Raw genomic sequence first — 26531 nt, forward strand, 5'->3', positions numbered from 1 at the left:
GGGCCGTCGCCCGGCATTCCCGGACGACGGCCCGCGCCGTTGGTCAGGACGCCTGCGTCAGGGACATCACCGCCCAGGGGGCGAGTTCGACGTCCAGGTCGAGCACGCCGTCGTCGGGCACGGTCAGCGTGTACCGCAGGAGCGAGTCGGCGACCCCGCTGAGATGGTCGTGCTCGGCCCGGGACAGGTTGAGGGGTGATCCGAGCCGGTACCACGCCTCGGCGGCGTTGCCGTGCTCCCAGTCCAGGATCTCGACGAGGAACGTGCCGCCGGGCCGCAGGCCGCCGATCGAGTGGCGGACGCGCCGGCCCGGCCCCACCTCGGCCAGCGCGCGGGCCGCCGGGTAGGAGCCGCGCGCGGCGACGCCCTTCATCGCCATGTCCTCGGGGTAGTTGAAGAACACCGCCGACACGGCCGACGTCCGGCTGTCGCGGGTGACGACCCCGTCGGGCGTCGAGAGGAGCAGCCGATCGCCGAGCCGGCCCAGCATGGTGAACGCGTGGAACGTGGGCTTGTGGATGCCGCCCTCGTTCACCAGCCCGAACCCGCCGTGGAACGGCCCGATCCCGGCGCCGCCCTCCTCGAACACGTCCGTGAACGTCCAGTAGGAGATGGAGTCGGCCAGAGCCGCGCACTTCAGGTACGACCGGGTGATGGAGGTCGCCGCGAACGGCGTGTCGTGGATGAAGTCGCGGGCCGACGGCGACGTCGACCACTCGGTGATGTGGATCTCCGCCTCGGGGTACGGGCTGTTCCGCACGAGCTTGCGCAGGAGGGTCAGGTCGTCGTACGTGGCGTCGGCGTACCGGGTGATGTGCACGGCCTCGCCGTCGGCGCCGTAGGCGAAGTCGGTGGGGTAGAGGTGGGCCGAGACGAAGTCGATCGGCAGGGCGCGCTCGGCGCACCAGGCGATGAAGTCCTCGATCCAGACCGGGCGCCAGTCGAGCGCGTCCACGTCGGTCGCGGCGGCCGTCGCGAGCGCCGCGGAGCGGTCCTCGGTCTCGCCCCTGTAGCGGTCGTCGGGCACGAAGACGCTCGTGGCCGGCCCGCCGACCTTCAGGGCGGGGTCGATCGCCTTGATCGCCCGCACGGTGTGCTCGTAGAGCTGGAAGTACTCGGTCTTCGTGCCGGTCCAGAAGTAGGGGACGAGGTTCGGCTCGTTCCACACCTCGAAGCGCCACTGCCGCACCTCGTCGGACCCGTACCGGTCGATCCAGTGCTCGACCGTTCTGGTGACCAGCTCGACCCAGCGCGCCATGTCGTTGGGCGGGCTGCAGTGAGCACCCCACCAGAACACGGTCTCGGTCCGCGTGGCCAGCGCGCGCGGCATGAAGCCCAGCTCGACGAAGGGCCGGACGCCGAGGTCCAGGAGGAAGTCGAAGACCTTGTCGACGTAGCTGAAGGTGTACACGGGGGAGGGGAGGGGAGTGTCCGGGCCGAAGCCGCCGCCGTAACCGTCCCGGTAGACGAACATGTCGTCGTGGAAGACGCCGTGGAAGCGGAGGTACTCGACCCCCGTCGCGGCGGCCACCTCGGCGAACTGCCGCTGCCAGTCCGCGCGCAGCGCCTCGTTCGCCCGGCCGGCGCCGATGCACCTGCTCCAGACGTGCGGCAGCGCGGTCTCCTCACGCAGCTCGCCGTCGATCCGGAACCGGGGCTTGCTCTTCATTGCCTCACTTCTTTCGACAGGTGCGCCATCTAGCCCTTGACGGCGCCCAGCGACAGGCCCGACTGCCAGTACCGCTGCAGGCCGAGGAACGCGATGATCAACGGGACGATGGTCAGCAGTGCGGACGTGATCACGAGATTCTGGATGAGGGCGCCGTTCCCGGCCGTCGAGCCCAGCTTGTTCCACTGGTTGATGCCGACGGTCAACGGGTACCAGGCGGGATCCTTCAGCATGATCAACGGCAGGAAGTAGTTGTTCCAGATCGACACGAACGAGAACAGCAGGACCGTCACTCCGGCCGGCGCGAGGAGCGGCAGCGCGATCTGCAGGAAGGTCCGGAACTCCCCGGCGCCGTCGATCTTCGCGGCCTCCAGCAGGCCCGTCGGCACCGCTTCGGCCGTGAACACCCACATCAGGTACAACCCGAACGGGTTGATGAAGGACGGGATGAGCACCGCCCACGGCGTGTTGGTCATGCCGATGTGCGCGAACAGCAGGAACTGCGGGATCGCCAGGGCGATGCCGGGGACCGAGATCGACCCCAGCACCACGAGGAGGAACGTCCGCTTGCCCCGGAAGTCGAGCTTGGCCAGGGCGTACCCGCCGAGGGCGGCCAGGAAGGTGGACACGGTCGCGCCCACGACGACGTAGAGCACGGTGTTGAGCAACCACCGCGAGAAGATCCCGTCCTGGTAGGTGAACACCTGCACGATGTTGTCCCACAGGGCGAACTCGCGGCCGGGCGCGAGCCCGAACGTCGACACGAAGTCGGCCTGCGACTTGGTGGCGTTGACGACCAGCCATCCGAGCGGCAGCAGGCAGTACAGAGTGAACAGCCCCGTCATCACGGTGAGAGTCGTGCTCTTCCTGGGATTCTCCACCGTGGAGAGCCGGCGGCTACTGATCTGCATTCCTCAGCCCTCTGATCTGGACGGCGTAGGCGACGGCGATGGTGATCGCCGCCATGACGAGCGCGAGCGCCGCGGCGTAACCCTGCTGCGACCCGGTGAACGCCAGGTTGTAGGCGTACAGGTTGGGCGTGTAGAAGGTGGTGACGCCGCTGTTGGCCACCATCGACGGCAGGATCTGCGGCTCGTTGAACATCTGGAACGTGCCGATGATCGAGAAGATGATCGTGACGACCAGCGACCCGCGCAGGGCCGGCAGCTTGATCGCCCGGACGATCTGGAACTCTCCGGCCCCGTCGATCGCCGCCGCCTCGTACAGCTCGCGCGGGACCGCCTTGAGCGCGGCGTAGAAGATGAGCATGTTGAACCCGGTGAACGCCCACGTCACCATCACCCCGATGGAGATGAGCGTGGTGCCGGGGGCGAAGGGGTCGAGGTTCGTGCCCAGGGCCCGGTTGAGGCTGCCGAACAGGCCGTACTTGACGCCCAGGAGGAATCCCCACATGAGCGTCGACACGATCGCCGGCACCGCGTACGGAAGGAAGATCGTCACTCGCAGGAACCTGGCGCCGTGCAGGCGCATGGAGTCCAGCGCCAGCGCCAGGGCCATGGCGAAGAACAGCATGATCGGCACCTGGACGAGGGTGAACCAGACGACGCGTCCCACACCGTCCCAGAACTGCGGATCCTGCACCAGCTTGACGTAGTTGGCGAGCCCGACGAACGTGTTGCCGCCGACGAGCCTGTCCTGGAAGAGGCTCAGGTAGGCGGCGTACAGGATGGGCACGATGAAGACGAGCGCGAACAGCGCGCCGAAGGGCGCGATGAACACCGGCCCGATCGATGATCTGCGGCGCTTGCGGGTCGGCGCCACCTGCTAGCTCACCTCGAAACCCTGCTCGTTGCCGTACTGGATGCAGCGCTGCCGCCACTGTTCGAGGACCTCGGCGAGCGAGCCCTCGCCCGTCGTGTAGAACGGGGAGGCCAGGTCGCCGTAGATCGAGCGGGCCCACTCGAAGAACGGCGGGTACTGCCAGCCGCCGCCGACGATCTCCGAGGCCTCGGCCAGCACGGCGCCGACCTTCTGGTCGCCGAAGTACGGGTTGGCCTTGCTCTGGAACGTCTCGTTCTCCAGCACCGACATGTTCGGCACGAAGGCGCCGGCGTCGACGCGGGTGGACAGGCCGCCGCCGTGCGTGAAGTACTCGAGGAATGTGAAGGCCGCCTCCTTGTGCTCGGCCGCGGCGGGGATGCCGAAGGAACTGCCGCCGTTCGCCGCGCCGGTCCTGTCGCCCTGCTGCCACTGCGGCATCAGCGCGACCCGGAAGTCACCGGCGGCGTCCGGCGCGCGCTCGGGCAGAGTGGAGGTCAGCCAGCCGCCCATGGTCTGGGTTGCCAGGGTGCCGTCGTTGAGCGCCCGGTTCCAGTCGTCGGACCATCCGGTGATCTTGGTGTTGATCAGGCCCTCGTCGAGCAGCTTCTGCCAGAAGGCCACGGCCTTGGTCGTGCCCGGGTCGGTGAAGTCGATGCGCACCTTGGTGCCGTCCACCTTGAAGGGGCGGCCACCGGCCTGCCAGATGAGGGAGAGCAGGAAGAAGATGTCGCCGGTGTCCTGGGCGATGTAGTAGTCGTCGCCGAGAGCGTGGATCTTCTTGGCGGCCTCGTAGTACTCGTCCCAGGTGGCGGGGGGTTCCTCGATGCCGGCCTTCCTGAGCGTGGACATGTTGTAGAACATCGCCGACGGACCGTAGTCGGAGGGCACCGCGTGGACCTTGCCGTTGACCGTCACGTCGCTCCACGCGGCCGGGACGAAGTCCTGCTTGAGCTTGTCGGCGCCGAGCTCCCCGAGGTCGGCGAGCTTGCCGGGAACGGCGAAGTACGGCACCGCGAAGTACTCGAACATGACGAGGTCAGGGACGCCCGAGCCGGCCTGGATGGCGTTGTCGAGCGCCTTGTACTCGTCCTGGGACGAGCCCGCGTTGACGACCTCGACCGTGATGTTCGGGTTCGCGGCCTGGAAGCCGGGGACGGCCTTCTCGACAGTGCCGTCCCAGCTCCAGACCGTGATCTTCACCTGCTCGTCACCGCCGCCGGCGCTGGAGCCGCCTCCGGAGCCGCCGCCCGAGCACGCGGTCAGCGCGAGCATCGGCGCGAGCGCCGCGGAAAGGAGCCTGAGCTTGTGGGAGAGCCGCATGGGCCTCTCCTCTCGTTCCTCAGCCGTTACGAAAATATTTCGCAGCTTATTCGATGTTGCGAGGACACTAGGTGTCCCCTCTGCGCCGTGTCAACGGGGGGACGGGGGAGAACCGCTGGAGAGAAGGGCTCGTGGTAGGTTACGAAATAATTTCGTAGCCCGGAGAGAGGGAGTCGTGATGCGACGGCGAGGTCCTTCCGATCGAGCCACGTTGGCCGACGTCGCCCGGCTGGCCGGCGTCTCGCCGACGACCGCGTCGAAGGTGCTCAACGGGCGCAGCGACGTGGGGGCCAAGACGCGCGAGCTGGTGCTCGGGGTCATGGCCGAGATCGGCTACAAGCCGACGGCGGTGCGGCACGAGCAGACGCGGGAGCGCACCCTCGTCACCGTGCTCGACATCGTGGAGTCCCGTTACGCCGGGACGGTGCTCCAGGGCATCCTCATGGCCGCCACCTCGGCGCGGGCCGAGCTCCTGCTCCGCCTGCCGCCCGGCGAGCCGATCAGCACGAGCCGCCCGGCGGCGGGCACCTGGATCGAGGAGCAGCAGGCGTCCGGCGTCGTCGGGCTCATCGCGCTGGCCGTCGCCGTGCCCGACTCGGTGCTCGGCGCCGCGGAGGAGCTCCGGCTGCCCGTCGTGACGATCGATCCCATCGACACGACGGAGTCACGGCTGGTCAGCATCGGCTCCACCAACTGGGCGGGCGGCCGTTCGGCGACCGAGCACGTCATCAGGTTCGGCCACCGCAGGATCGCCTGGATCGGCGGACCGCTCGGCTCCGCACCCTCGCTGGAACGTTTCCACGGCTACCAGGCCGCGCTCGACTCCGCCGGCATCGCCCCGGATCGCGCGCTGATCCGCCACGAGGCGTTCTCCGTCGAGGCCGGGCAGCGGCACGCCCGCGATCTCCTCTCGCCCGGCGAGCGGCCGACCGCGATCGTCGCGGGCAACGACGAGATCGCCGTCGGGGTCCTGGCCGCCGCCAAGGAGCTCGGCATTCCCGTCCCGGACGAGCTGTCGGTCACGGGGTTCGACGACACGCCGCAGACCGAGTGGACCACGCCGCGGCTCACGTCCGTCCGGCAGCCTCTCGTCGGCATGGGGCGGATGGCCGTGGAGACCGTTCTCGGCATGGCGGACGGCGTCCAGCCCGCCTCACGGCACCTCCAGCTGGCGACGACCCTCAGCGTCCGCGACTCGACGGGCCCCGCGCCGTCGTCCTGATCACGACGATCCGGTCAAGTTTCTACCCGAAGAACGGCCGGCCGGAAAGGCCTTGTTTCCGCGTTGGAGATCGCTTACCTTTGCCGCTGCAAACGTAACCGATAACGATTGCAACTTGTGAGGCAGCATGGCCAACGGCGGCGCGCCAGTGACGATGAGTGATGTCGCACGGTTGGCGGGAGTCTCCACGGCGACCGTGTCGCGGGTGGTCAACCGGCGTTACGGCGTCAGCGAGAGCACCATCGGACAGGTCCGTGCGGCCATCGAGCAGCTCGGCTACGAGTCGAGTCTCGTGGCCACGAGCCTGCGCAGCAGCCGGACCAACGTCCTGGGGCTGGTCACCCACAGCTTCCAGTCCTACACGGCCGAGGTGCTGAAGGGAGTGATGGACGCTCTGAGCCAGTCGGGTTTCGATCTGATCATCTACGCCAACAGCGACCTCTACGGCACCTACTCGGACGGCTGGGAGCAGCGGCACCTGGCCCGCCTGTCGGGCACGCTCACCGACGGGTGCATCGTGGTCACGCCCTCGCGCGAGGTGCGCAGCGGCACTCCGGTCGTGGTCATCGATCCGGCGCGGGGCTCGGCGGTGCCGTCGGTGACGGCCGACAACCTCGCGGGCGCCACCGCGGTGGTCGAGCACCTGCTCGGCCTGGGGCATCGGCGCATCGGCTTCATCGCGGGCCGCGCCAGTCTCGAAGCCGCGTGGTCACGCGAGGAGGGCTATCGCACGGCGCTGGCCGAGGCCGGCGTGCCGATCGACTCGCGGCTGATCGCGCGGGGGAGCTTCAACCCGGAGTCCGCGGCACCGCTCGCGCGGGCGCTGCTGGACCGGCCGGACCGGCCGACGGCCATCTTCGCCGCCAGCGACGGGATGGCGTTGAAGACCCTGGAGGTCGCCAAGGAGCTGGGGCTCGACGTGCCCGGCGACCTGTCGGTGGCCGGCTTCGACAACATCCCGGAGTCGGCGCTGGCCGAGCCGGGGCTGACCACCGTGGACCAGTCGATGTACCGGCTCGGGTACGAGGCCGCGCGCATGCTCAAGTCGCTGGTGCGCGGCGACTGGGAAGGCCCGGGCCGGATCGTGCTCCCGACCCGTCTGGTGGTGCGCGGCTCCACCGCCGCACCGGGCGGGTCCCTGTGATCGCGACGTCACCGTAAGGTATGGCGTCACGTCACACCTGACGTTCGCGGCAACGAACGTCAGGTGGGCAAGCTGACCCCGACGACGGAAGGGAGGTGCGAACACCGACCACTGAAGATCCACCGCATACATCCGGTCGGCCGGCCGGGCATCAACCGTGGCCGACCGTTAAGGGAGTTTTCGCATGCCATTTTTACTTTATCACGGCAGGTCACACCCCCAAGGCGGGCGCAGGCTCGCGGCGGCGATCGCCGCCGCGGTCATGGCGATCGCGGCAGTGCTGCTCGTGCCGCGGCCGGCGGCGGCGGACACGCCGTGGCTGACCGTCTCCGAGGACGGCTACGCGTCCTTCACCGTTCCGGTGGCCGCCGTCGAGGCCGCCGTGGGCCCGGTGTCGCAGCTCGCCGTCGAGGGCAACTTCGGCCCCTCGTCCACCTGGGCGGAGTTCGGCCTGACCCGGCGGGGCGACGCCTGGTCGGGCGTCCTCGGCCCGCTCAAGCCCGGCCTGTACTCGTACCAGGTCACGGGCGATGACACCAAGGGTCTCAAGGACCCGACGAACAGCACCGCCGTGGCGTCCAAGCCGCTCTGGAGCACCTTCCTCGTGGCCGGCGACGCGGCGCGCCTGCTGGCGGACGCGCCGCAGGGGCAGGGCGGCACGATCGAGACCCTGACCCACGGGGCCGGGAGCCAGGCCCTGGTCTGGACGCCTCCGGGGTACGCGGCCAGGAAGACCTACCCCGTGCTGTACCTGCAGCCGGCCGACGGCGTGAGCGCCACCGACTGGCTCGACCTCGGCCGGGCCAAGCAGATCCTCGACAACCTGACGATCCGGCGCGCCATGGAGCCGATGGTGGTCGTGATCAGCGACGGCGGCGCACCGGTCGGCGAGGACCTGCGCGAGGCGGTCGCCGACCGTTACCGCGTTCACCGCGGCCCGGCGCACCAGGCGATCGCCGGAGTGGCCGAGGGCGGGGCGCGGGCGCTGCGCGCCGCACTGACCCGGCCGGGCCGCTACGCCTACGCCGGCTCGTTCTCAGGTCTCCTGACGGAGGTGAAGGCGGACAACCGCCAGGTCAAGCTGGTGCGCCTGTACACGGGCAACGTGACGGACCCCGCGTACAACGCGACCGGCCGCCTGACGAAGGCGCTGGACCGCGCCCGCGTCGGTTACGAGTTCGACGGGGTCAACCCCGACGCCGGGGCCAACTGGAACGCCTGGCAGGAGAACCTCATCGACTTCGTGCCGCGGCTGTTCCGCAAGGTGCGCGACCACGGCCCGAGTGCCGGCCACGGGCGGCTGAAGGGGGAGTTCGCCCCACCGGCGCCGGGCACCACTCCGACGCCGTTCGTGACCGAGGACGGCTTCGTCACCTTCGAGACGACGACGGACTTCCAGAACGCGCAGAACGTCAAGGTCTGGGCGAACTGGGCGCCGGGCGGCAGCTGGTTGCGCGTGCCGATGACACGCGCCGGTGACCGCTGGCGCGTGACCGTGGGCCCGCTCGACCCGTGGTTCTACTACTACCGGCTGATCGTGGACCGCACCTCGGTCAAGGACGTGTCGAACCCGACGAAGGTGACCACCGAGCCGACGTGGAGCACCTTCCTCGTCCCCGGCGACCAGGCGCGCCTGCTCACGGACGTGCCCGCCGGCCAGGGCGGCAAGGTCGAGAGCCTGACGTACCGGAGCAACGTCACGAACCAGGACCGGACCGCGCTGGTCTGGACCCCGCCGGGCTACGACCCGGATCGTGCGGAGCCGTACCCCGTCTTCTACCTCCAGCACGGCGGTGGCCAGAACCACACGGACTGGGTGGAGATGGGCCGGGCCAAGCAGATCCTCGACCACCACTTCCTCGACGGGAACCTGGTGCCGATGGTGGTCGTGATGGGCAACGGCAACGTGTCCGACTTCAACAAGGAGCTGCTGGAGAACCTCGCTCCAGCGGCCCGCGAGCGCTACAACGTCTCCAGCGACCCCTCGCGGCAGGCCCTCGCGGGCCTGTCGATGGGCGGCGGGCAGACCTTCGGGATGCTCAAGGCGAACCCGGGCCGCTTCGCCTACGTCGCGGCCTTCTCGGCCGGGTTCGGCAGCGGCGCCGGCGTCGACGCGCAGGCGATCAACAACGGCACCAAGCTGCTGCGCCTGTACGTCGGCGACCGGACGGACTTCGTCTACCCGTCGTTCATGACGTCCCTGAACACGCTGAACACCCTCGGTATCCGCTACGAGTTCGACGGGGTCACCCCCGGGCCGCACGGCTGGGACGTGTGGCAGAAGAACCTCATCGACCTCGCGCCGCGCCTGTTCAAGCGCTGAGCGAGATCGTCCGGGCGTGCTGTTAGCGCTCACATGAGGATCGGCACGACGGACGGGGCCCGGGTGGTCCCCACCCGGGCCCCGTCCCCGCCGATCGCTCGGTTTCCACGGCGGCGCCTGACCCTTCGTGCGTCGCGATCCCCAAGGGAAATATGCCAATGAACAAGAACCGGCTCACTGCCGCGGTGGCCGTGCTCGCCGCCGCGACCGCGCTCACGGCCTGCTCCTCCGGCGGGGGAGGGGGCGGCGCGACCACCGCCAGCGGCAGCGGCGCGAGCAACTGCACGAACACGATCCCCAAGAAGGACCTGCCGGTCGTGACGATGTGGGGCTGGTACCCCAACATGCAGCTCGTCGTCGACAACTTCAACAAGCAGAACGCCGAGGTGCAGGTCTGCTGGACCAACGTCGGCCAGGGCAGCGACGAGTACGACAAGTTCCAGACCGCCATCTCGGCCGGCACCGGCGCACCCGACGTGATCATGATCGAGATGGACCGCATCCCGACCTTCCAGATCCAGAACGCGCTCGTCGACATCAAGAAGTACGGCTTCGACGCCGTCAAGGCCGACTACAGCGAGGGCGCGTGGAAGGACGTCTCCGTCGGCGACGCGGTCTACGGCGTGCCCGTCGACGGCGGCCCGATGGCGATGATCTACCGCAAGGACATCTTCGAGAAGTACGACATCACGCCGCCGAAGACATGGGCCGAGTACGAGGAGGCGGCCCAGAAGATGAAGGACGCCGGCGGCCCGGCGTTCGGCGACTTCGCCGCGAACGTGTCGGCCCTCACCATGGCGCTGCAGATCCAGAAGGGCGCGGCCCCGTTCGCCTACGATCCGGCGCAGCAGAGCTCCATCGGCGTCAAGCTGAACGACCAGGCCTCCAAGGACGTGCTCGACTACTGGGGCCGCCTGGTGAAGAAGGGGCTGGTCGGGACGCAGGACCAGTTCACCCCCGAGTACATCTCCGGAGTGATCAACGGCAAGTACGCGACGTACATCTCGGCCGCGTGGGCGCCCGGCTACCTCACCGGAGCCGGCGTCGGCAAGGGCGAGGACACCGGCACGTTCGCGGTCGCGCCGCTCCCGCAGTGGGACCCCGCCAACCCGGTGCAGGTGAACTGGGGCGGCTCCGCCTTCTCCGTGACCAGCCAGGCCAAGAACCCCGAACTCGCCGCGAAGGCGGCGTTCGGCCTCTACGCCGACAAGGAGTCGCTCACCCACGGCTGGACCAACCAGATCATCTTCCCGCTGAACCTCAAGGCGCTCAACGATCCCGAGTTCGTGAACCTGAAGGTGGCCTTCTTCGGCGGCCAGCAGGCGAACAAGGAGGTCTACGTTCCCGCCGCGAACGCCTACAAGGGCGTCACCTACAGCCCGTTCGGCCAGTACTACTTCGACGCCATGACCAAGCAGGTCAGCGCGCTCATCGAAGGCTCCGTCACCGGCGCGCAGGCCGCCGACCGGGTGCAGGAGGACGTGGCGAAGTACGCCAAGGAGCAGGGCTTCACCGTTCAGTGACGCGCGGGGTGGGCCGTCCCTCACCGGCCGGCCCACCCGCTACCCCCCCAGCATCGACCCCCGGAGTCCAGGTTGACCCTCATGATCGACAAGAGCGTGCCGAGCACCCGAGCCAAGCCCAGGACGCGCGGCAAGGTGAGCCTGCGCGAGCACCTGATGGGATGGCTCTTCGTCGGGCCGTTCGGGATCGTGTTCCTCGCTCTGCTCATCGCGCCGCTCGCGTACGCGCTGTACCTCAGCCTTTTCCAGAAGAAGCTGATCGGCGGCACCAGTTTTGTTCTCCTCGACAATTATGTGAAGGCGTTCACCGACCCGAGCTTCCTTTCCGGGTCATGGTTCGTCATCCGCTTCTCGCTGGTCTCCATCCCCTTGCAGATCATCATCGCGCTCGCGATGGCCCTGATCCTGGATGCGGTGACCTCCCTGTTCGCCCGTTTCTCCCGCCTCATGATCTTCCTCCCGTACGCGATTCCCACCGTCATCGGGGCCGTCATGTGGGGATTCCTGTACAGCAGGAGCTTCGGGCCGCTCTCCGACCTGTTCGGCCTGTTCGGCGCCGCCCCGCCCGACTTCCTCGGCAGCAACCTGATCTTCTTCGGCCTGGTCAACATCGTCACCTGGCAGTGGGCCGGCTACTACATGATCATCTTGTACGCGGCGCTCCAGGGCATCGACCCCGCGCTGTACGAGGCGGCCCGCATGGACGGCGCCGGAAAGTGGCAGATCGCGCTCCGCATCAAGATCCCGCTGATCGCCCCGGCGCTGCTGCTGATCCTGGTCTTCTCGCTCATCGGCACCTTGCAGTTCTTCAACGAGCCCCAGATCCTGCGATCACTCGCGGCCGGCACGATCGGACCGGACTTCACCCCCAACATGTACGCCTATCAGCAGGCGTTCGCCCTCGCGAACTTCAACTACGGATCAGCGATCTCCTTCGCTCTCGGCGGGATCGTCTTCGTCGGCGTCTACGCCTTCCTGTTCTTCACCCGCAAGCGGAGGAGCTTCCTGTGACGAGTGCCCGCTCCCGCGCCGGCGTCCGCCGCCGGCCGCGCCACCACCTGCCCCTGCAGGTGCTGCTCGGATTTCTGGTGGTGTACTTCCTCGTGCCGTTCTGGTGGGTCATCGTCAACAGCTCCAAGGACGCCCCCGGCCTGTTCGGCGGCGGCAACACCTTGTGGTTCGCCGGCCGGATCGACTACCTCGGCAACCTCCAGCAGCTGTTCACCTACGACAACGGCATCTACGGCAGGTGGATCCTCAACTCCACCCTGTACGCGTTCGCCGGCGGGATCGGCGCCACGATCCTGGCCGTCATGGCCGGTTACGGGTTCGCCAAGTACCGCTTCGCCGCCCGGCGCTTCAGCTTCTCGCTCGTGCTCGGCGCGCTGATGGTGCCGGCGACGGCCCTGGTGATCCCCACCTTCATGATGTTCTCCGAGTTCGGCCTCACCAACACGATCTGGGCGGTGATCCTGCCCTCCCTGCTCAACCCGTTCGGCGTCTACCTGATGCACGTCTACGCGCGCGACGCCGTCCCCGACGAGATCCTGGACGCGGCGCGCGCCGACGGCGCGGGCGAGATCCGCACGTTCCTCCAGGTCGCCTTCCCGCTGATGCGGCCCGCGGTGGTCACCGTGCTGCTCCTGTCGGCCGTGGCCTCCTGGAACAACTACTTCCTGCCGCTGGCCATGCTGTCCGACAACCGCCTCTTCCCCGTCACCGTCGGGCTCGGCCTCTGGCAGGGCATCGCCTCGGCCAACAACGCGGGCAGCACCTCCCTCTGGAGCCTCATCATCCTGGGCGCGCTCGTGTCGGTCGTTCCGCTCGTCATCGCCTTCTTCACCCTCCAGCGACACTGGCGAGGAGGATTGTCCGTCGGCGGCCTGAGATAGCCGGGACCACGGCTCAGACGGTCGGGGCCGGGGCGGCGCCGTCGCGGACGACGAGTTCGGTGTCCACCGGCCGCCCCAGAGGATCCCCCTCTCTCTGCGGCTGGGCCCCTTGGCGCCGCTGGGCGGCCGGCACGCCATGGAGCCGCACCCGTCCGCTCCGGTCCGGACGGGTGCGGCTCACCCCATCAGGGTCGGGGGGAACTCACGCCCTGCTCACGTGCCAGGGTTGTAGGTCCACTTCTGGTTGCTGCCGCCCCAGCAGCTGTAGAGCTGCAGCCCCGTGCCGTTGCCCGTGCCGCCGCCCACGGCGTCGAGGCACAGCCCGGACTGCACGCCCACGATCGTGCCGTCGGAGTTGACGCGCCACTTCTGGTTGTCGCCGCCCCAGCAGGAGTAGATCTGGATCTTGGCGCCGTTGCCCGTGCCCCCGGCGTCCAGGCACTTGTTGCCGTACACCCTCAGCTCGCCGGCGGAGGTCTGCGCCCACTGCTGGTTGCTCTGACCGTTGCAGTCCCACAGCTGCACGGCGGTGCCGTCGGCGGTGCCGGCGCTGGGTACGTCCACGCAGCGGCCGGAGGCCGTGCTCGTGATCCGGCCCGCGTCGCCGCCGGGCGTCGGCGTGGTCGTGGTGCCGCCGTTGAGCGCGTTGAGCACGGCGGTGTAGGCGGCCTTCTTGTTGCCGTTGCCGTCGAAGAGCAGCGCGGCGGCGCCGGAGCCGAGCCAGGAGTCGGTGTCGCGGACGCCCCAGACCGTGATGCCGGTGCAGCGCGGCACCGCCAGGCAGTCGTTGACGACGTTGGCGTACGTGGTGGCCGAGCCGCCCTGGATGTCCAGCTCGGTGATCTGCACGTCGACCCCCAGCGCGGCGAAGCTCTGGATGGTCGTGCGGTAGTTGCTGTTGTACGGGCTGTTGCTGTTGAAGTGCGACTGCAGGCCGACGCAGTCGATCGGCACGCCGCGGGCCTTGAAGTCCCTGACCATGTTGTAGACGCCCTGCGTCTTGGCCCAGCTCCAGTTGTCGATGTTGTAGTCGTTGTAGCACAGCTTGGCGGCCGGGTCGGCGGCGCGCGCGGTGCGGAAGGCCACCTCGATCCAGTCGTTGCCGGTGCGCTGCAGGTTGGAGTCACGCCGCCCGCCGGAGTTGCCGTCGGCGTAGGCCTCGTTGACCACGTCCCAGGCGTAGATCTTGCCCTTGTAGTGGCCCATGACGCCGTTGATGTGATTGATCATCGCCTGGCGCAGCGTGCTGCCCGACAACTGCTGCATCCAGCCCGGCTGCTGGGAGTGCCAGGCCAGGGTGTGGCCGCGCACCCGCTTGCCGTTCTGGACGGCCCAGTTGTAGACCCGGTCCCCGGCGGTGAAGTTGAACTGCCCCCGGTTGGGCTCGGTGGCGTCGATCTTCATCTCGTTCTCGGCCGTGACCATGTCGAACTCGCGGCCGGCGATCGTCGTGTAGGCGGAGTCGCCGAGCTTGCCCGAGGCGATGGCGGTGCCGAAGTAGCGGCCGCTCTGCGCGGCTGCCGCGCCGAGCGTGCTCGCCGCGGCATCGGCCGGGATCGCGGTCGCCAGTGCCGTGATCAGGCCGAGCGCGCCGAGCGCGCCTGCGATCAATGCGTGGCGGCGAGCGCCGAGCGGCCGCCGGGCGGCAGGCGGGGACATGGCGTTGACACGCATGCTGGAGCCTCCAGAGGCGAATCATGGGGAAGGTGGGGCACTCAGTGTGTGGATCTGTGCCGAAAGTTGTCAAGAATGCAGTGAAAGTTTCGAGCTACCTGGTCCTCGGAGAGGCCCGCTGTACTGGTATGACTCCCGCTGTGTGTTCTTGAAATGTTTCGGCCCAGGCTCCGAAGGTGGGGTCGCCGTGAAACTTTCATGGCCCGCCATCGCTGGCCAGTCGTCCCCGCGGCGGGATAGTCCGAGGTAGGAAGGCTCAACTGGCGCCACTGCTCTCCGCCGTAAGCTAAGGCGCTCTTGACAGTAGCTTTCCCTCTCGTATTTGCTGCGTCCCTCCATCGACTCAAGGGGCTCGGCCCCGTCGGCGTTAGCGCTAACAGCGGAGAGGCGGAACCATGAAGCGTGGCGAACCGCGGACGAGCCGGCACGTGGGCGTCGGGGCCGCGCTGGTGGCGATGGTCACGGCGGCGGTCACCGCGCTGGCCATGTTCCTGACGGCCGTGCCGGGCGCGTCGGCCGCGGCGCTGACCGAGGTGACGGGCTTCGGCGCCAACCCCGGCGGTCTGCGGATGTACGTGTACGTCCCGGACAGGGTCGCGGCCAGGCCGGGCGTGCTGGTGGCGATGCACGGCTGCAACGGCTGGGCCCCGTCCTTCCACCAGGGGACCGAGTTCGCCTCGCTGGCCGACCGGTACGGCTTCGTGGTCATCTACCCGCAGGCGAACAAGAGCGCCAACGGCATGTCCAACTGCTTCGACGTGTGGTCGGCCGAGGCGCTGCGGCACGGCGGCGGCAGCGATCCGGTGTCGATCGTCTCCATGACGAGCCATGTGCTGCAGCGCTACAACGGCGACCCGCAGCGGGTGTTCGCCACCGGCTTCTCCTCCGGCGCGATGCAGACGCTCAACCTGCTCGCCACGTACCCGGACGTGTTCAAGGCGGGCGCGCCGTTCGCGGGAGTTCCCTACGGGTGCCTCGGGCCCGCAGGGTGCGGCGACAAGACGCCGCGGCAGTGGGGTGACCTGGCCAGGAACGCCTACCCCGGCTACACCGGGCCCCGCCCGCGCGTGATGGCCTGGCACGGCACCGCCGACTCCGTGCTGCCCTACACGATGCTGCAGGAGGAGGTCGACCAGTGGACCGACGTGCACGGGCTGAGCCAGACCCCCACCTCCACCGACAGCCCGCAGTCCGGCTGGACCCGGCGGGTCTTCGGCTCCGGGCAGGTCGAGGCGTACACGATCACGGGCGCGGGCCACGACCTGCCGCGCCCCGGGATGGCCGCGCACGCCATCCGCTTCTTCGGCCTGGACGAGGGCTCGTCCACCACGACGCCCACCACGACGCCCACCACGACGCCCACCTCGCCGGTCGCCGGGCAGATCAGGGGAGCAGGCTCCGGACGCTGCCTGGACGTGCCCGGCACGGCCACCGCCGACGGCACGCAGGTGCAGTTGTGGGACTGCAACGGGGGCGTCAACCAGCAGTGGGCCGCCACCTCGGCCGGCGAGCTCCGCGTCCACGGCGACAAGTGCCTCGACGCGGCCGGCGCAGGCAACGGCGCCCGCCTCCAGATCTACTCCTGCCACGGCGGCGCCAACCAGAGATGGCGGCTGAACGCCGATGGCACCATCACCGGCGTGCAGTCCGGGCTGTGCCTGGACGCGGTGGGCCAGGGCACCGCCAACGGCACCCGCCTCCAGCTCTACACCTGCCACGGCGGCGCCAACCAGCGCTGGACCCGCACCTGAGAGCCGAGCACGCCCTGCCAGGCTTCGGCGCGCTCGCGGTGGCCGGGCTGTGATCTGGATGCCGGGGCCGGGGCCGGCATCCAGATCACTGGCGCAGGAACGCGGTCACCATCGGCAGCACCAGGTCGGGACGGATGACCTGAAGGTGTTTCGTGCCCGGCAGGATCGCCAGCTGCGCGTTCGGCAGCAGCTGCTTCATCTCGACGCCGTGCTCCAGCCGGACGAAGTCGGTGTCGCCGATGATGATCAGGACCGGCATCGTCAGCCGGGCCAGCTGTTCGTCGGTCCACCCGCCGAAATCGTGCACCACCGGCTCGATCTTCCTCACGAACGGGAAGAAGCCCTCGGGATCCGGCGCCACCTCGTCGTAGGCGCGCTGCATCGCCGCGGCCTCCTCCTCGGTCGGCATCCGAGGCGAGGCCAGGTCCAACGCCGTGATCTCGGGATAGTACGCCTCGGACCGGGTCGCCCGGAAATGCGAAGCCGCCAGCACGGCCCGGCCGACCCGATCCGGGGCCGAGACGGCGACCTCGGTGGAGACCAGCCCGCCCAGGCTGTAGCCGAACAGGTCGGCCCGCCCGACGCCGAGCTGGTCGAGCAGCGCGAGCACATCCTCGGCGCACTGCCGGATGGAGAACGGCCGGTCGCTGTCGGCGGTGTGCCCGTGCCCCTGCAACTCGACACCGATCACCTTCCGCTCGGCGGCCAACGCCGGCAGCAGCGAGTCGAAGCTCAGACGGAACGTGTACCCGCCGCCGTGCAGCATGACGAGCGGCGGACCGGGCCGATCGGCGCCCAGAACCTCGTAGTAGAGGTCGATGCCGTTCACCGAGGCGTACGCACCTTGAGTCATGTCGATCCCCTATCGGCTCGGCCTGTAGGTCAGCACCACTGTGCCGTTGCCGAGCTCGGTCACCTTCAGCAGATCCATGGCGGTGGTCCCGATGCCGGACAGAAGCGACTCACCGGATCCGGCGACGAAGGGGGAGACGCTCAGATGCAGTTCGTCGAGCAGACCTGCCTCGACCAGCGCCCGGCTGAACGGGCCGTTGCCGTACTTCACCAAGGTGCCGTCGCCGGCCTTCTTGAGCCGGGCGACCGCCTCGACCGGATCGCCGGCCAGCACCTCCGCGTTCCACGTGGTCTCGGTCAGCGTGGTGGAGGCGACGTGCTTGGGCAAGGAGTTGATCTTGTCTGCGACCTCGCCGGTCATGGTCGGCCAGGTGCGGGCGAAGCCCTCATAGGTCACCCGGCCGAGCACGAGACCGACCGCCGAGGACAGCAGCCGGAGCTGATAGGCGAAGTGGTCGTCGTCGGGGACGACGTTCGCCTGCCCGGCCCACCAGGCGTCGCCGGACATCCGGCCGTCAATCGAGAGGTGGTCGTATTCGATCAGTTTTCGCACGCCCAGGAGTCAAGCATCCGGCCGGCCGGTCCGTCTTGTATCGAACCGAACCCGTCTCAGAACGCCAGGAACGGGATGCCGGCCCTCAGCTCGCCCGGGGTGTGGCCGGTCGCCCGCCGCATCGCCCGCGCGAGCTGCGGCTGATCGTAGTAGCCGCAGGCGGTGACCACGTCGGCGATCGAGCTCCCCGCCGTGAGGAGCCGCGCGGCGTGCCGTGCCTGCTCGATGCCGGCGAGCGTGCGATGCGAGATCCCGACGGCCCGGCGGAACCGGATCTGCGCGACCCGCTCCGACATGCCGCGTGGCCGTTCGCCGTGCCGGATCTCGTCGACGAGAGGATCGAACGACAACAGGCCCGCCCGCACCAGCCGGTCGACGAAGACGTCGACGTTCTGCACGGTCGGCATCTCCCAGTCCCGGTTGTCCAGCAAGATCCGGCCGCCCGGCAGCGTCGGCAGCAACGCGTCCCTGAGGTCGATCAGGCCGGAGGGCGGGTAGAGCGGCAGATAGGCGCCGAACCGCAGCTCCACGCCGAAGAACTCCCAGCCCTCCAGGCAGGTGAGCGAGGTGCTCCTCGTCTCCGGTCCCCGCACGTGCACCGTGAAGTCGCCGCCGCCCCGCGCAAAAGCGATCATGGACGAGGCCTTGACCGCCGAGCTGAAACCGGTCGTGGCATCACAGGTCGCCGACCACACCCGTTGCACCAGCGGGAGTTCGCCGGTCACATCGTTGTAGATGAGCCCCACTCGGCGTGATTCTAGACCTCAGAACGACCCCCTGGGCGTGGTCGGAGTCATTTCCGGTTCGGCCGCCCGGCATCGCCGCCGGTCAGTCCTGCACGGACGGCTCGGCCTTCCCGGCCATCGCGTGGCCGGCAGGCGAAAGGCAGTATGTCCGGGTGACCGACAATCACCCTGCCTTCATGTCCGCGCTCACGACCGAGCACTTCGTGCTGCAGACGGCCGCGAGCACCGCCACCAGCGAGGAATCGGCTCGGGCCACCCTGTACGTCATGGCGCTGTCCAGCTCGCTGGTGGCGCTCGGCTTCGCGGCCCCGCCCTCGCCCGCGTTCGCGCCGCTGGCCGCGGCCCTGTTACCCACGCTGGTCATCCTCGGGCTGTTCACCAGCGTCCGGCTGGTGGACACGGGTCTGCAGAACATCCAGTGCCGCAGCGCCATGGCTCGCATCCGCCGCTACTATCGCCGGCTCTCCCCGGAGGCGGACGCGTACATCGTCGCCTGGGCGGGACCGGCAGAGGACGATGTCGTCGCCGCGGCCGCGGCCACGCTGGGCATCGGACGGCGCCGTGACTGGCTTGTCGGCTTCTTCTCCATCGCCATGATGGTGGCCACCATCAACAGCATCGTGACCGGGGCGGGGATCACCCTCCTCGCGGCCCAGGCACTGCCCCTCGCCGCCGCGATCGTGCTCGGCCTGCTGGCCGCCGCCGTGCATCTCGTGCTGTTCTACCTCTACCAGCGCCGCCGCTACAGCAGCCGCCCGGCGCTTCCCGATCTTCCGCTCTGACGGTCACCTCTCGTGCCGCCCCGGGGCCGGGGCCGGTGGTGGAGCGTGCGATCGGCCCGCGCCGGCGTGTTCGCGACGTTCCCGCGGGGGCCGGCGCCCTCGCTGCGCGCGGCCGGTCCTCAGCCCGTTACCGGGAAGTTGGCGCATATGACGCCGCCGGGATCGCGCTCGCGCTTGATCCGCGCCAGTCGCGCCGCCGCCTCAGCGGGAAAGGCCTGGGCGGCGCTCTCGCCGGGCGCGAGGAAGGTGTACGGCTTGCGCCCGCTGACCGCCTCGCCCGCGTGCGCGACCAGCGCGGCCTGCCTGGCTCGCACCGCCTCGGCCAGGTGCGGCAGCCGCAGCCCGAGCAGGTGGAGCAGGTACGGCTCGCCGAGCGCGCCACCGGGGCCGCCGTCCGGCCGCGCCTCGGCCAGGGCGCCGCCCAGATGCCTGACCTGCATGTTCAGCAGCGGCGCGAGCTCGGCCCCGGCGAGGACGCCGACGGGCAGATCGGTCAGCAGTTCGGTGCGTGCCAGCATCGGGCTGGGGTCGACCGGCTCGGCGGCGATGGCGCCCAGGCCGGCGACGTCCATCGGGCCACGGCTGTCGGACAGGCTGCCGCCGATCGCCGCCAGCGGGGCCAGCAGTTCCTCCACCTCGGCGACCTCTCCGAGGAAGGTCACGTCGATGCCGACCGTCGCCGGGGCGGGAGGCGGCGCGGCCATCCGGTTGAGCCACAGCGACAGCTCGCGCGGCGCGTCCGCCGTGATGGCCCGGAACGCCTCGAACACCTCGCCGGTGCGCGTGGCGGGCCACACGATGCGCCCGCCGTACAGGCCGGGTACCTCGTACAGGTCCAGCTCGACGGCGGTGATGATCCCGTAGTCGCCGCCACCGCCGCGCAGCGCCCAGAACAGGTCGGCGTCGGAGCTCGCGGTGACGCGCACCGGCTCGCCCTCGGCGCTGACGATCTCGAACGCGCGCACGGAGTCGGCGGCCCAGCCGTACCTGCGGCCGAACCACGAGATGCCCCCACCGGCGACGAACCCGGCGACGGAGACCACCGGGCTGCTGCCCGCCAGCCCGGTCAGGCCGTGCTTGCCGGTCGCGGCCAGCACCTGCCCCCACCGCGCGCCCGCACCGGCCCGCACCAGCCGCCGGGCCGGGTCGACGGCGACCTCGTCCAGGCGGCCGGTGCGCAGCAGGATCATCCCGTCGACGTCGCCGGAAGCGCCGTGCCCGGACGGCTGGGCGGTGACGGTCAGCCCGGCCCGGCGGGCGTAGCGGACCAGCGCCACCACGTCGTCGGCGTCGGCCGCCTCCGCGACCGCGACCACCGGCTGGCGTACTCCCACCGCCCATGGCGCGGCGGCCCGGTCGAACCCGTCGTCGCCAGGCAGGAACACCCGGCCTCGCACGATTTCGCGCATGCGCGTACTCCTCAGAAGGGGATGAAGCCTTCGTCCTGGACGAAGGCGGCGGTGGGGCCGTCCGGGCCGAGCAGCGCCATGGCCACGATCGGCGCGGCGCCCTCCTCGGGGGTCTTGATCCCGGCGCCGTGGTTGATGTCGGTCTTCACCCAGCCCGGGTCGACCGCGTTGACCTTGATCGGGGTGTCCCACAGCTCCTTGGCGTAGGACACGGTGATCATGTTGAGCGCGGCCTTGGACGAGCCATACGTCAGGTTGAGCATCGGCCACAGCGGGTGCCGCCGGTCCAGGGCGCGGCCGATCGAGCCGCGCTCGCTGGAGACGTTCACCACGCGCCCCGCCGGCGAGCGGCGCAGCAGCGGCAGCATCGCGTTCGTGACCTCGATGACGCCGAACACGTTCGTCTCGTAGACGTGCCGGGCCTGCTCGGCCGTGGCCTGGCTCGGCGGCCCGTCAGGCAGGAGGATCCCGGCGTTGTTGACGAGGATGTCGAGCCTGCCGTACTCCCGCTCGATCCATCCGGCGGCGGCGCGGACGCCGGCCGGGTCCGTGACGTCGAGGCGCACGTACGGCAGGCCGAGCCGCTCGGCGGCGGCCTCGTCCCGCGCGCCGGCGATGGCGGTGACACCGCGTTCGGTCAGCAGCCGGGCGGTCGCCAGGCCGATGCCTCTGGTGGCCCCGGTGACGAGCGCGACGCTCACCATGCCGCGCCCGCGATCTGCCGGGTGGCGGCGTTCAGCCGGTTCCACAGGTTGACGGTGGCGATCTGCAGCAGGAGACCGGCCAGCTCCTGCTCGGAGTAGTGGTCGGCGGCCTCGTCCCACACCGCGTCGCCGACCTGGCCGCCGTCGGCCAGGCGGGTGGCCTCCTCGGCCAGGGCGAGCGCGGCGCGCTCGGCGTCGGTGAAGTACGGGGTCTCGCGCCACGCGGCCACGGCGAACAGCCGCTCGTCGCTCTCGCCCTGCTTGCGCAGGTCCTTGGCGTGCATGTCCACGCACACGCCGCACCCGTTGATCTGGCTGGCCCGCAACAGCACCAGGTCGACCGTGGTCCTGGGCAGCCCGGCCTGGTCGGCGGCCTTGCCGAGCGCGAGCAGCGCCTGCATCGCGCCCGGCAGGACCAGGGCGGGGTTCTTCATCCGTGCTTGCATGGGGTGACTCCTCAGCAGGGTTCGGTTACGCGCTTTCTGCTGACGAGTTTCGGCAAGGGCTCTGATGCGCCGGCTATGCGTGGGCTATGGAGCGCCGATATGCCACAACTTGTACGATCTTGGGGTGTCTGCGCGCTTCCTGATCCTGGGTCCCGTGGAGGTCTCGGCAGGCGACCGGCCGTTGCCCGGCCTCGCCCCGCGGCACCGTGCCTTCCTCGGCTACCTGCTGCTCCACGCGGGCCGCGCGCAGAGCGTGGAGCGGCTGATCGACGCGGTATGGGGGCCGACGCCACCGGACACCGCGCGCCCAGGTGCACGCGGCGCTGGCCGCGATCAGGCGCGTCCTGCGCGCGGCGGGCGCGGCCGACCAGATCCGGACGAGCGTGGCCGGATACGTGCTCACCCCCCGGCCGGGGCAGCTGGACCTGGAGGACTTCACCTCCCTCGCGGCCACGGCCGAGGACGATCCCCGCCAGGCCGCCCGGCGGCTGCGCTCGGCGCTGGAGCTGTGGCGCGGGCCCGCGCTCGCCGACGTGCAGGCGCACTACGCTCCGGCCGCCCGCGCGAGGCTGGAGGACCGTCGGCTGGCCGCCGTGGAACGGCTGGCCGACCTGGAGCTCGCCGCGGGACGGCATGAGGAGCTCATCGACCGGCTCGGCGCGGAGCTGGCCGGCCACCCGCTGCGCGAGCGGTTGACCGGGCAGCTCATGCTGGCCCTGCACCGCGCGGGACGGCAGGCCGACGCGCTGTCCGCCGGGCGTGGCTACCGGGCCCGGCTGGCGCGCGAACAGGGCCTGGACCCGGGCCCCGCGTTCCTGTCCGTGGAGGAGACCGTGCTGCGGGGGGACGCCGGCCCGCCCGTACGAGCCGGCGAGAGCCCGAAGGGGAAGACCCCGACGTTCCTGCCCTACGACGTCGCCGACTTCGCCGGCCGCACCGCCGAGCTGACCCAGCTGATCGCCGCGGACGGCGCCGGGCCGTCGATCACCGCGATCGACGGCATGGCCGGCATCGGCAAGACCGCCCTCGCGGTGCGCGCCGCCCACCACCTCGCCGATCACTACCCCGACGGCCGGCTCTTCGTCGATCTTCACGCCCACACGGCGGGCAGGCAGCAGGTGACCACGTCCGAGGCGCTGGAGGCACTGCTGCGCCAGCTCGGCATCCACGCCGAGGCCGTCCCCGCCCGGCTGGAGGAGCGCGCCGCGCTGTGGCGAGCCGAGCTGGCGGGCCGCCGCGTTCTCGTCGTCCTGGACAACGCGGCCGACTCCGCGCACGTACGTCCGCTGCTCCCCGGCCCTTCCGGCAGCCTGTTCCTCATCACCAGCCGGCGCCGCCTGACCGATCTCGACGGCGTCCGGTCCCTGCCCATGGAGGTCCTGCCCGCCGCCGACGCCACCGGCCTCTTCACCCGGATCGTGGGCGAACGCGCCGTCCGGGAGCCGGACGCGGTCGCCGAGGTCCTCCTGTTGTGCGGATTCCTGCCGCTCGCCGTACGGATCGCCGGGGCCCGGCTCCGGCACCGGCCCCGTTGGAGCGTCGCCTACCTGGCCCAGCGCCTGCGCGACGAACGGCGCAGGCTGTCGGAGCTGGCGACGGCCGAGCGCGGTGTGGCGGCCGCGTTCGCCCTGTCGTACGAGCAGCTAGAGGAGACCGAACGCCACCTGTTCCGCCTGCTCGGCCTCCACCCCGGCCGCGACGTCGCCCCGCCCGCCGCGGCCGCTCTGGCCGGCCTCGGCGTCGCCGAGGCCGAGGACACGCTGGAGGCGCTGCTCGACACGCACATGCTCCAGCAGCACGAACCGGGCCGCTACCGCTTCCACGACCTGCTGCGGCAGTACGCCCACGACACCGCAGCCGAAGAACCATCCCACGAACGGCACGCCGCCCTGACCAGGCTGCTGGACCACCACCTCAGCACCGCCTCCGCGGCCATGGACCTGCTCTATCCCGACAGCGCCCACAGGCGGCCGGCGACCGCCCGCCCGGCGACGTGCTTCCGCGACGCCGCCGAAGCGCGCGCCTGGCTGGACGCCGAACGCGGCAACCTCGTACGATCCGCCGCGCACGCCTGCGACACCGGCCGGCCGGCCCACACGGGCCTGCTGGCCACCACCCTCTACCGCTACCTGTACGACCACGCGCTGCACGACGACGCCCGCACGCTGCACGGCAAGGCGCTGGCCGCGGCCCGGCGGCTCGCGGACCCCGAGAAGGAGAGCCGGGCGCTGACCGACCTCGGCTGGGTGCACCGTTCGCAGGGCGACCACCGGCTGGCGGCGGAGAGCTTCGAGCAGGCCCTGGCCGTCGCCGGCACTGCCGGCGACCGCCGCGGCCAGGCTCGGGCCCTGACCGGCCTGGGCGACGTGCGAGCCGCCGCCGGCGATCACGAGGCCGCGCTCGGCGCGCTGCGCCGATCGCTGGAGGTGTTCCGTGAGCTCGGCGACCGCTTCGGCGAGGCGGTGACCACGGACTACCTCGGGGCCGCCCACGAGCGGCAGGGCCGCTTCGCCGAGGCGGCCGGGCTGCACCGCGAGGCGCTGGACCTCTTCCGGGCCATCGGCAGCCGGGGCGGCGAGGCCGACGCCCTGCACCACCTCGGCATCGCCTGCCTGCGGCTGGACCGGCCGGCGGAGGCGGGCGAGCACCACGGCGACGCGCTGGAGCTGTACCGCCGCTTCGGCTATCGGCGCGGCGAGGCCAAGGCCCTCAACGGCCTCGCCACGGCCGCGCTGGCGCTCGGCCAGGCCGGCCGGGCACGGCACCTCTACCGTGACGCCCTCGACGCGGCCGTCGAGGTGGGCGACCTCGCCGAGCAGTCCCGCGCCCGCGCCGGCCTCTCCCATCTGGCCGGCAGCTCCTGACCTCGGCTTGCGGGCTCCTGGCTGACGGCAGCATGTCCGCACGTACAGTGGCTTTCCCTTGATGCCAGGAGGCTTCCCTTCTTCGCCGCGTAGGGCCTTGCCCGCGTACCAGGTGTCTCGGCGGGATGTCGCATCGCCACGGCACCGTGACCGCGTAGGCCGGCCTGTCTCCGTCACCTCTGTCGTCGTGACGGCCCGTCGAGGTGTTCGCAGGCGGAATTGCTTTCATCGACATCTCATTGCAAGTCAGGCTTGGTGTTTTGCGTTCATCCGCATTCCCATTGCAATATTTGGGGCGTTTTCCTGCGTATATTGAGGCTTTCGTTGCGTAATAGATGAACGCAAGATAGCGTTTGGCTCGCGCTGAACAAGTACTATCGCGAGCGGGGCGATCGGCGTCGTGCTGACGTACCCCGCCTGGAAAGGAACCGACATGGCCACATCCATCCCCTCGACGGTGGGGCTGCTCATCACCGCCATGACGTTGGCGGGGGCCGCGACGGCGCCCCCCGCGGCGGCCGCCCCCGGCCACGCCCCGCTCCAGAGGGCGCTCGGCCGGGCCGTGGCCGACGGTGGTGCTCCCGGCATGGTCGCCGAGGTTCGCGACCGTCGTGGACGGTGGTTCGGCTCGGCGGGGGTGGCCGACCTGCGGACCGGCCGCAAGCGCCAGCCGCAGGAGCGGTTCCGGATCGGCAGTGCCGCCAAGCCGTTCACGGCCACCGTCGTGCTGCAACTGGCGGGCGAAGGGAAGCTGAGCCTCGACGACACCGTGGACAAGTGGCTGCCCGGCCTGGTCAAGGGCAACGGCAACGACGGCGGCGCGATCACCATCAGGCACCTGCTCAACCACACCAGCGGGATCTTCAACTACGGCAACGACCAGGAGGAGTTCGCCAAGCTCTCCGGCCCCGCGTGGCTGGAGCACCGCTACGACGTCTACACGCCCGAGCGGCTCGTGAGGATCGGCCTGCGCAATCCGCGCTCCTTCGAGACGCCGGGTGACGGCTTCGTGTACTCCAACACCGGCTACATCCTCGCCGGGATGATCGTCGAGAAGGTGACGGGCAGGACGCTGGCCGGCGAGATCGAGCGGCGGATCGTCCGCCCGCTGGGCCTGACCGGGACGTACCTGCCGGGCAGGGAGACGAGGATACGCGGCCCCCACCCCCGGCACTACTCGACGTTGTTCGCCGCCGAGCCCGACGCCAAGGTCTACGACGTCACCGACCAGAGCGCCACCACCGGGTGGGCGGCGGGCGGCGTGGTCTCCACGGCCGGCGATCTCCACCGGTTCGCCGGCGCGCTGCTGCGCGGCAGGCTTCTCCGGCCCGCCCAGCAGCGGGAGATGTTCACCATGGTCAAGACCGGGATCAAGATGCCGGACGGGACCTGGAAGGACACCTGGATCACCGGCACCACGTACGGCACCGGCGTCTTCTCGTGGGAGCTTTCGTGTGGTGTGCAGGTCTGGGGCATCGGCGGCGCCATCACCGGCGGGTTCTCCTTCGCGATGGGCACCCGGGACGCCAAGCACATGATCGCCACCAACGTGACCATCGACCGGTACGCCGGATACAACTCGCTCGACATGTCCAAGACGGTGATGGAGGCCGAGTTCTGCCCGTCCGGTTCCCGGACGCGAAGCAAGTGACGATCAACGCGGGCTGACAGCGCTGCGTCGAGCGAGTTGCGATCGTTCCCTGCCGCAACGGTCATCACCGGGCCCGGCCACGACCGGGTCTGCGTGACCGTCGATGGGCTCGATCCCAGGACACCTCCGCTTGCTGCGGACATACCGCTGCCATACCGCCGGTCTCTAGCGTTCTTCGCGGTGCTCCGATCACAGGCGGAGCACCGCGAAATTCTCATTCACTG

At 70.2% G+C, this 26531-nt stretch carries 21 protein-coding genes; 10 read left to right on the forward strand and 11 right to left on the reverse strand.

The window, feature by feature from the left end:
* Positions 1–43: 43 nt before the first annotated feature.
* From HD597_RS17945 to HD597_RS17960, 4 genes are read right to left on the reverse strand one after another with little or no spacing between them, the layout of a single operon-like run.
* The gene (locus HD597_RS17945) at positions 44–1669 is read right to left on the reverse strand and encodes a GH39 family glycosyl hydrolase (protein WP_253743623.1); all 1626 of its coding nucleotides are present in this window, start codon (positions 1667–1669) and stop codon (positions 44–46) included.
* A 29-nt stretch (positions 1670–1698) separates the two neighbouring features.
* Positions 1699–2580: a carbohydrate ABC transporter permease gene (locus HD597_RS17950; RefSeq protein ID WP_253743625.1), complete on the reverse strand. Its 882-nt coding sequence runs from the start codon at positions 2578–2580 to the stop codon at positions 1699–1701.
* Positions 2567–3451, reverse strand: coding sequence for a carbohydrate ABC transporter permease (locus HD597_RS17955; protein WP_253743627.1), 885 nt, complete (start codon positions 3449–3451; stop codon positions 2567–2569). Before HD597_RS17955 ends, HD597_RS17950 begins: the two co-directional genes overlap by 14 nt.
* A 3-nt stretch (positions 3452–3454) precedes the next feature.
* Positions 3455–4771 carry an ABC transporter substrate-binding protein gene (locus tag HD597_RS17960; RefSeq protein ID WP_253743629.1) on the reverse strand — a complete coding sequence of 439 codons (1317 nt, stop codon included), beginning with the start codon at positions 4769–4771 and terminating at the stop codon, positions 3455–3457.
* A 211-nt stretch (positions 4772–4982) separates the two neighbouring features.
* Between HD597_RS17960 and HD597_RS17965 the strand changes: the two genes are divergently transcribed.
* The 6 genes from HD597_RS17965 (at position 4983) to HD597_RS17990 (ending at position 12875) form a co-directional block, all read left to right on the forward strand.
* Complete coding sequence (locus HD597_RS17965; protein ID WP_253743631.1) at positions 4983–5993, forward strand: LacI family DNA-binding transcriptional regulator; 1011 nt, start codon at positions 4983–4985, stop codon at positions 5991–5993.
* 154 nt (positions 5994–6147) lie between these two features.
* Positions 6148–7137: a LacI family DNA-binding transcriptional regulator gene (locus HD597_RS17970; protein WP_253743633.1), complete on the forward strand. Its 990-nt coding sequence runs from the start codon at positions 6148–6150 to the stop codon at positions 7135–7137.
* A gap of 184 nt (positions 7138–7321) precedes the next feature.
* Positions 7322–9460, forward strand: a complete 2139-nt coding sequence (locus HD597_RS17975; RefSeq protein WP_253743635.1) for an alpha/beta hydrolase — start codon at positions 7322–7324, stop codon at positions 9458–9460.
* Positions 9461–9618: 158 nt separating this feature from the next.
* Positions 9619–10983 (forward strand): ABC transporter substrate-binding protein, encoded by a 1365-nt coding sequence (locus tag HD597_RS17980; protein WP_253743637.1) that lies wholly within the window; start codon positions 9619–9621, stop codon positions 10981–10983.
* 81 nt (positions 10984–11064) lie between these two features.
* A complete protein-coding gene (locus tag HD597_RS17985) occupies positions 11065–11994 on the forward strand; it encodes a carbohydrate ABC transporter permease (protein WP_253743638.1) in 930 nt (309 codons plus the stop codon).
* Positions 11991–12875, forward strand: a complete 885-nt coding sequence (locus tag HD597_RS17990; RefSeq protein ID WP_253743648.1) for a carbohydrate ABC transporter permease — start codon at positions 11991–11993, stop codon at positions 12873–12875. Before HD597_RS17985 ends, HD597_RS17990 begins: the two co-directional genes overlap by 4 nt.
* Before the next feature lie 213 nt (positions 12876–13088).
* Here HD597_RS17990 and HD597_RS17995 read toward each other — a convergent pair whose 3' ends face one another.
* Positions 13089–14549, reverse strand: coding sequence for an endo-1,4-beta-xylanase (locus HD597_RS17995; RefSeq protein WP_253743650.1), 1461 nt, complete (start codon positions 14547–14549; stop codon positions 13089–13091).
* A gap of 395 nt (positions 14550–14944) precedes the next feature.
* Here HD597_RS17995 and HD597_RS18000 point away from each other — a divergent pair, with 395 nt between their 5' ends.
* Positions 14945–16300 carry an extracellular catalytic domain type 1 short-chain-length polyhydroxyalkanoate depolymerase gene (locus HD597_RS18000; RefSeq protein ID WP_253743654.1) on the forward strand — a complete coding sequence of 452 codons (1356 nt, stop codon included), beginning with the start codon at positions 14945–14947 and terminating at the stop codon, positions 16298–16300.
* An 85-nt stretch (positions 16301–16385) separates the two neighbouring features.
* Here HD597_RS18000 and HD597_RS18005 read toward each other — a convergent pair whose 3' ends face one another.
* Genes HD597_RS18005 through HD597_RS65850 form a run of 3 tightly spaced genes read right to left on the reverse strand, consistent with a single transcriptional unit; the run spans position 16386 to position 18451 of the window.
* Positions 16386–17153, reverse strand: a complete 768-nt coding sequence (locus HD597_RS18005) for an alpha/beta fold hydrolase (protein WP_253743656.1) — start codon at positions 17151–17153, stop codon at positions 16386–16388.
* A gap of 9 nt (positions 17154–17162) precedes the next feature.
* The gene (locus HD597_RS18010; protein ID WP_253743658.1) at positions 17163–17705 is read right to left on the reverse strand and encodes a dihydrofolate reductase family protein; all 543 of its coding nucleotides are present in this window, start codon (positions 17703–17705) and stop codon (positions 17163–17165) included.
* A gap of 56 nt (positions 17706–17761) precedes the next feature.
* Complete coding sequence (locus tag HD597_RS65850; protein ID WP_253743660.1) at positions 17762–18451, reverse strand: helix-turn-helix domain-containing protein; 690 nt, start codon at positions 18449–18451, stop codon at positions 17762–17764.
* 176 nt (positions 18452–18627) lie between these two features.
* Here HD597_RS65850 and HD597_RS18020 point away from each other — a divergent pair, with 176 nt between their 5' ends.
* On the forward strand, positions 18628–19233 hold the full coding sequence (locus HD597_RS18020; protein ID WP_253743663.1) for a hypothetical protein: 606 nt from the start codon (positions 18628–18630) through the stop codon (positions 19231–19233).
* A 119-nt stretch (positions 19234–19352) separates the two neighbouring features.
* Here HD597_RS18020 and HD597_RS18025 read toward each other — a convergent pair whose 3' ends face one another.
* Genes HD597_RS18025 through HD597_RS18035 form a run of 3 tightly spaced genes read right to left on the reverse strand, consistent with a single transcriptional unit; the run spans position 19353 to position 21792 of the window.
* Entirely contained in the window at positions 19353–20642 is a 1290-nt protein-coding gene (locus tag HD597_RS18025; protein WP_253743665.1) for an FAD-binding oxidoreductase, read from the reverse strand.
* 11 nt (positions 20643–20653) lie between these two features.
* On the reverse strand, positions 20654–21391 hold the full coding sequence (locus HD597_RS18030) for an SDR family oxidoreductase (protein WP_253743667.1): 738 nt from the start codon (positions 21389–21391) through the stop codon (positions 20654–20656).
* Positions 21340–21792 (reverse strand): carboxymuconolactone decarboxylase family protein, encoded by a 453-nt coding sequence (locus tag HD597_RS18035; RefSeq protein WP_253743669.1) that lies wholly within the window; start codon positions 21790–21792, stop codon positions 21340–21342. Before HD597_RS18035 ends, HD597_RS18030 begins: the two co-directional genes overlap by 52 nt.
* 311 nt (positions 21793–22103) lie before the next feature.
* On the opposite strand from HD597_RS18035, the gene HD597_RS18040 reads away from it, so the two are divergent.
* The gene (locus HD597_RS18040) at positions 22104–24656 is read left to right on the forward strand and encodes an ATP-binding protein (protein ID WP_253743671.1); all 2553 of its coding nucleotides are present in this window, start codon (positions 22104–22106) and stop codon (positions 24654–24656) included.
* A 433-nt stretch (positions 24657–25089) separates the two neighbouring features.
* Positions 25090–26307 carry a serine hydrolase domain-containing protein gene (locus tag HD597_RS18045; RefSeq protein WP_253743673.1) on the forward strand — a complete coding sequence of 406 codons (1218 nt, stop codon included), beginning with the start codon at positions 25090–25092 and terminating at the stop codon, positions 26305–26307.
* Positions 26308–26531 lie beyond the last annotated feature (224 nt).

This window comes from Nonomuraea thailandensis, from assembly GCF_024172165.1.
In the GTDB taxonomy this organism is placed as follows: Bacteria; Actinomycetota; Actinomycetes; order Streptosporangiales; family Streptosporangiaceae; genus Nonomuraea; species Nonomuraea thailandensis.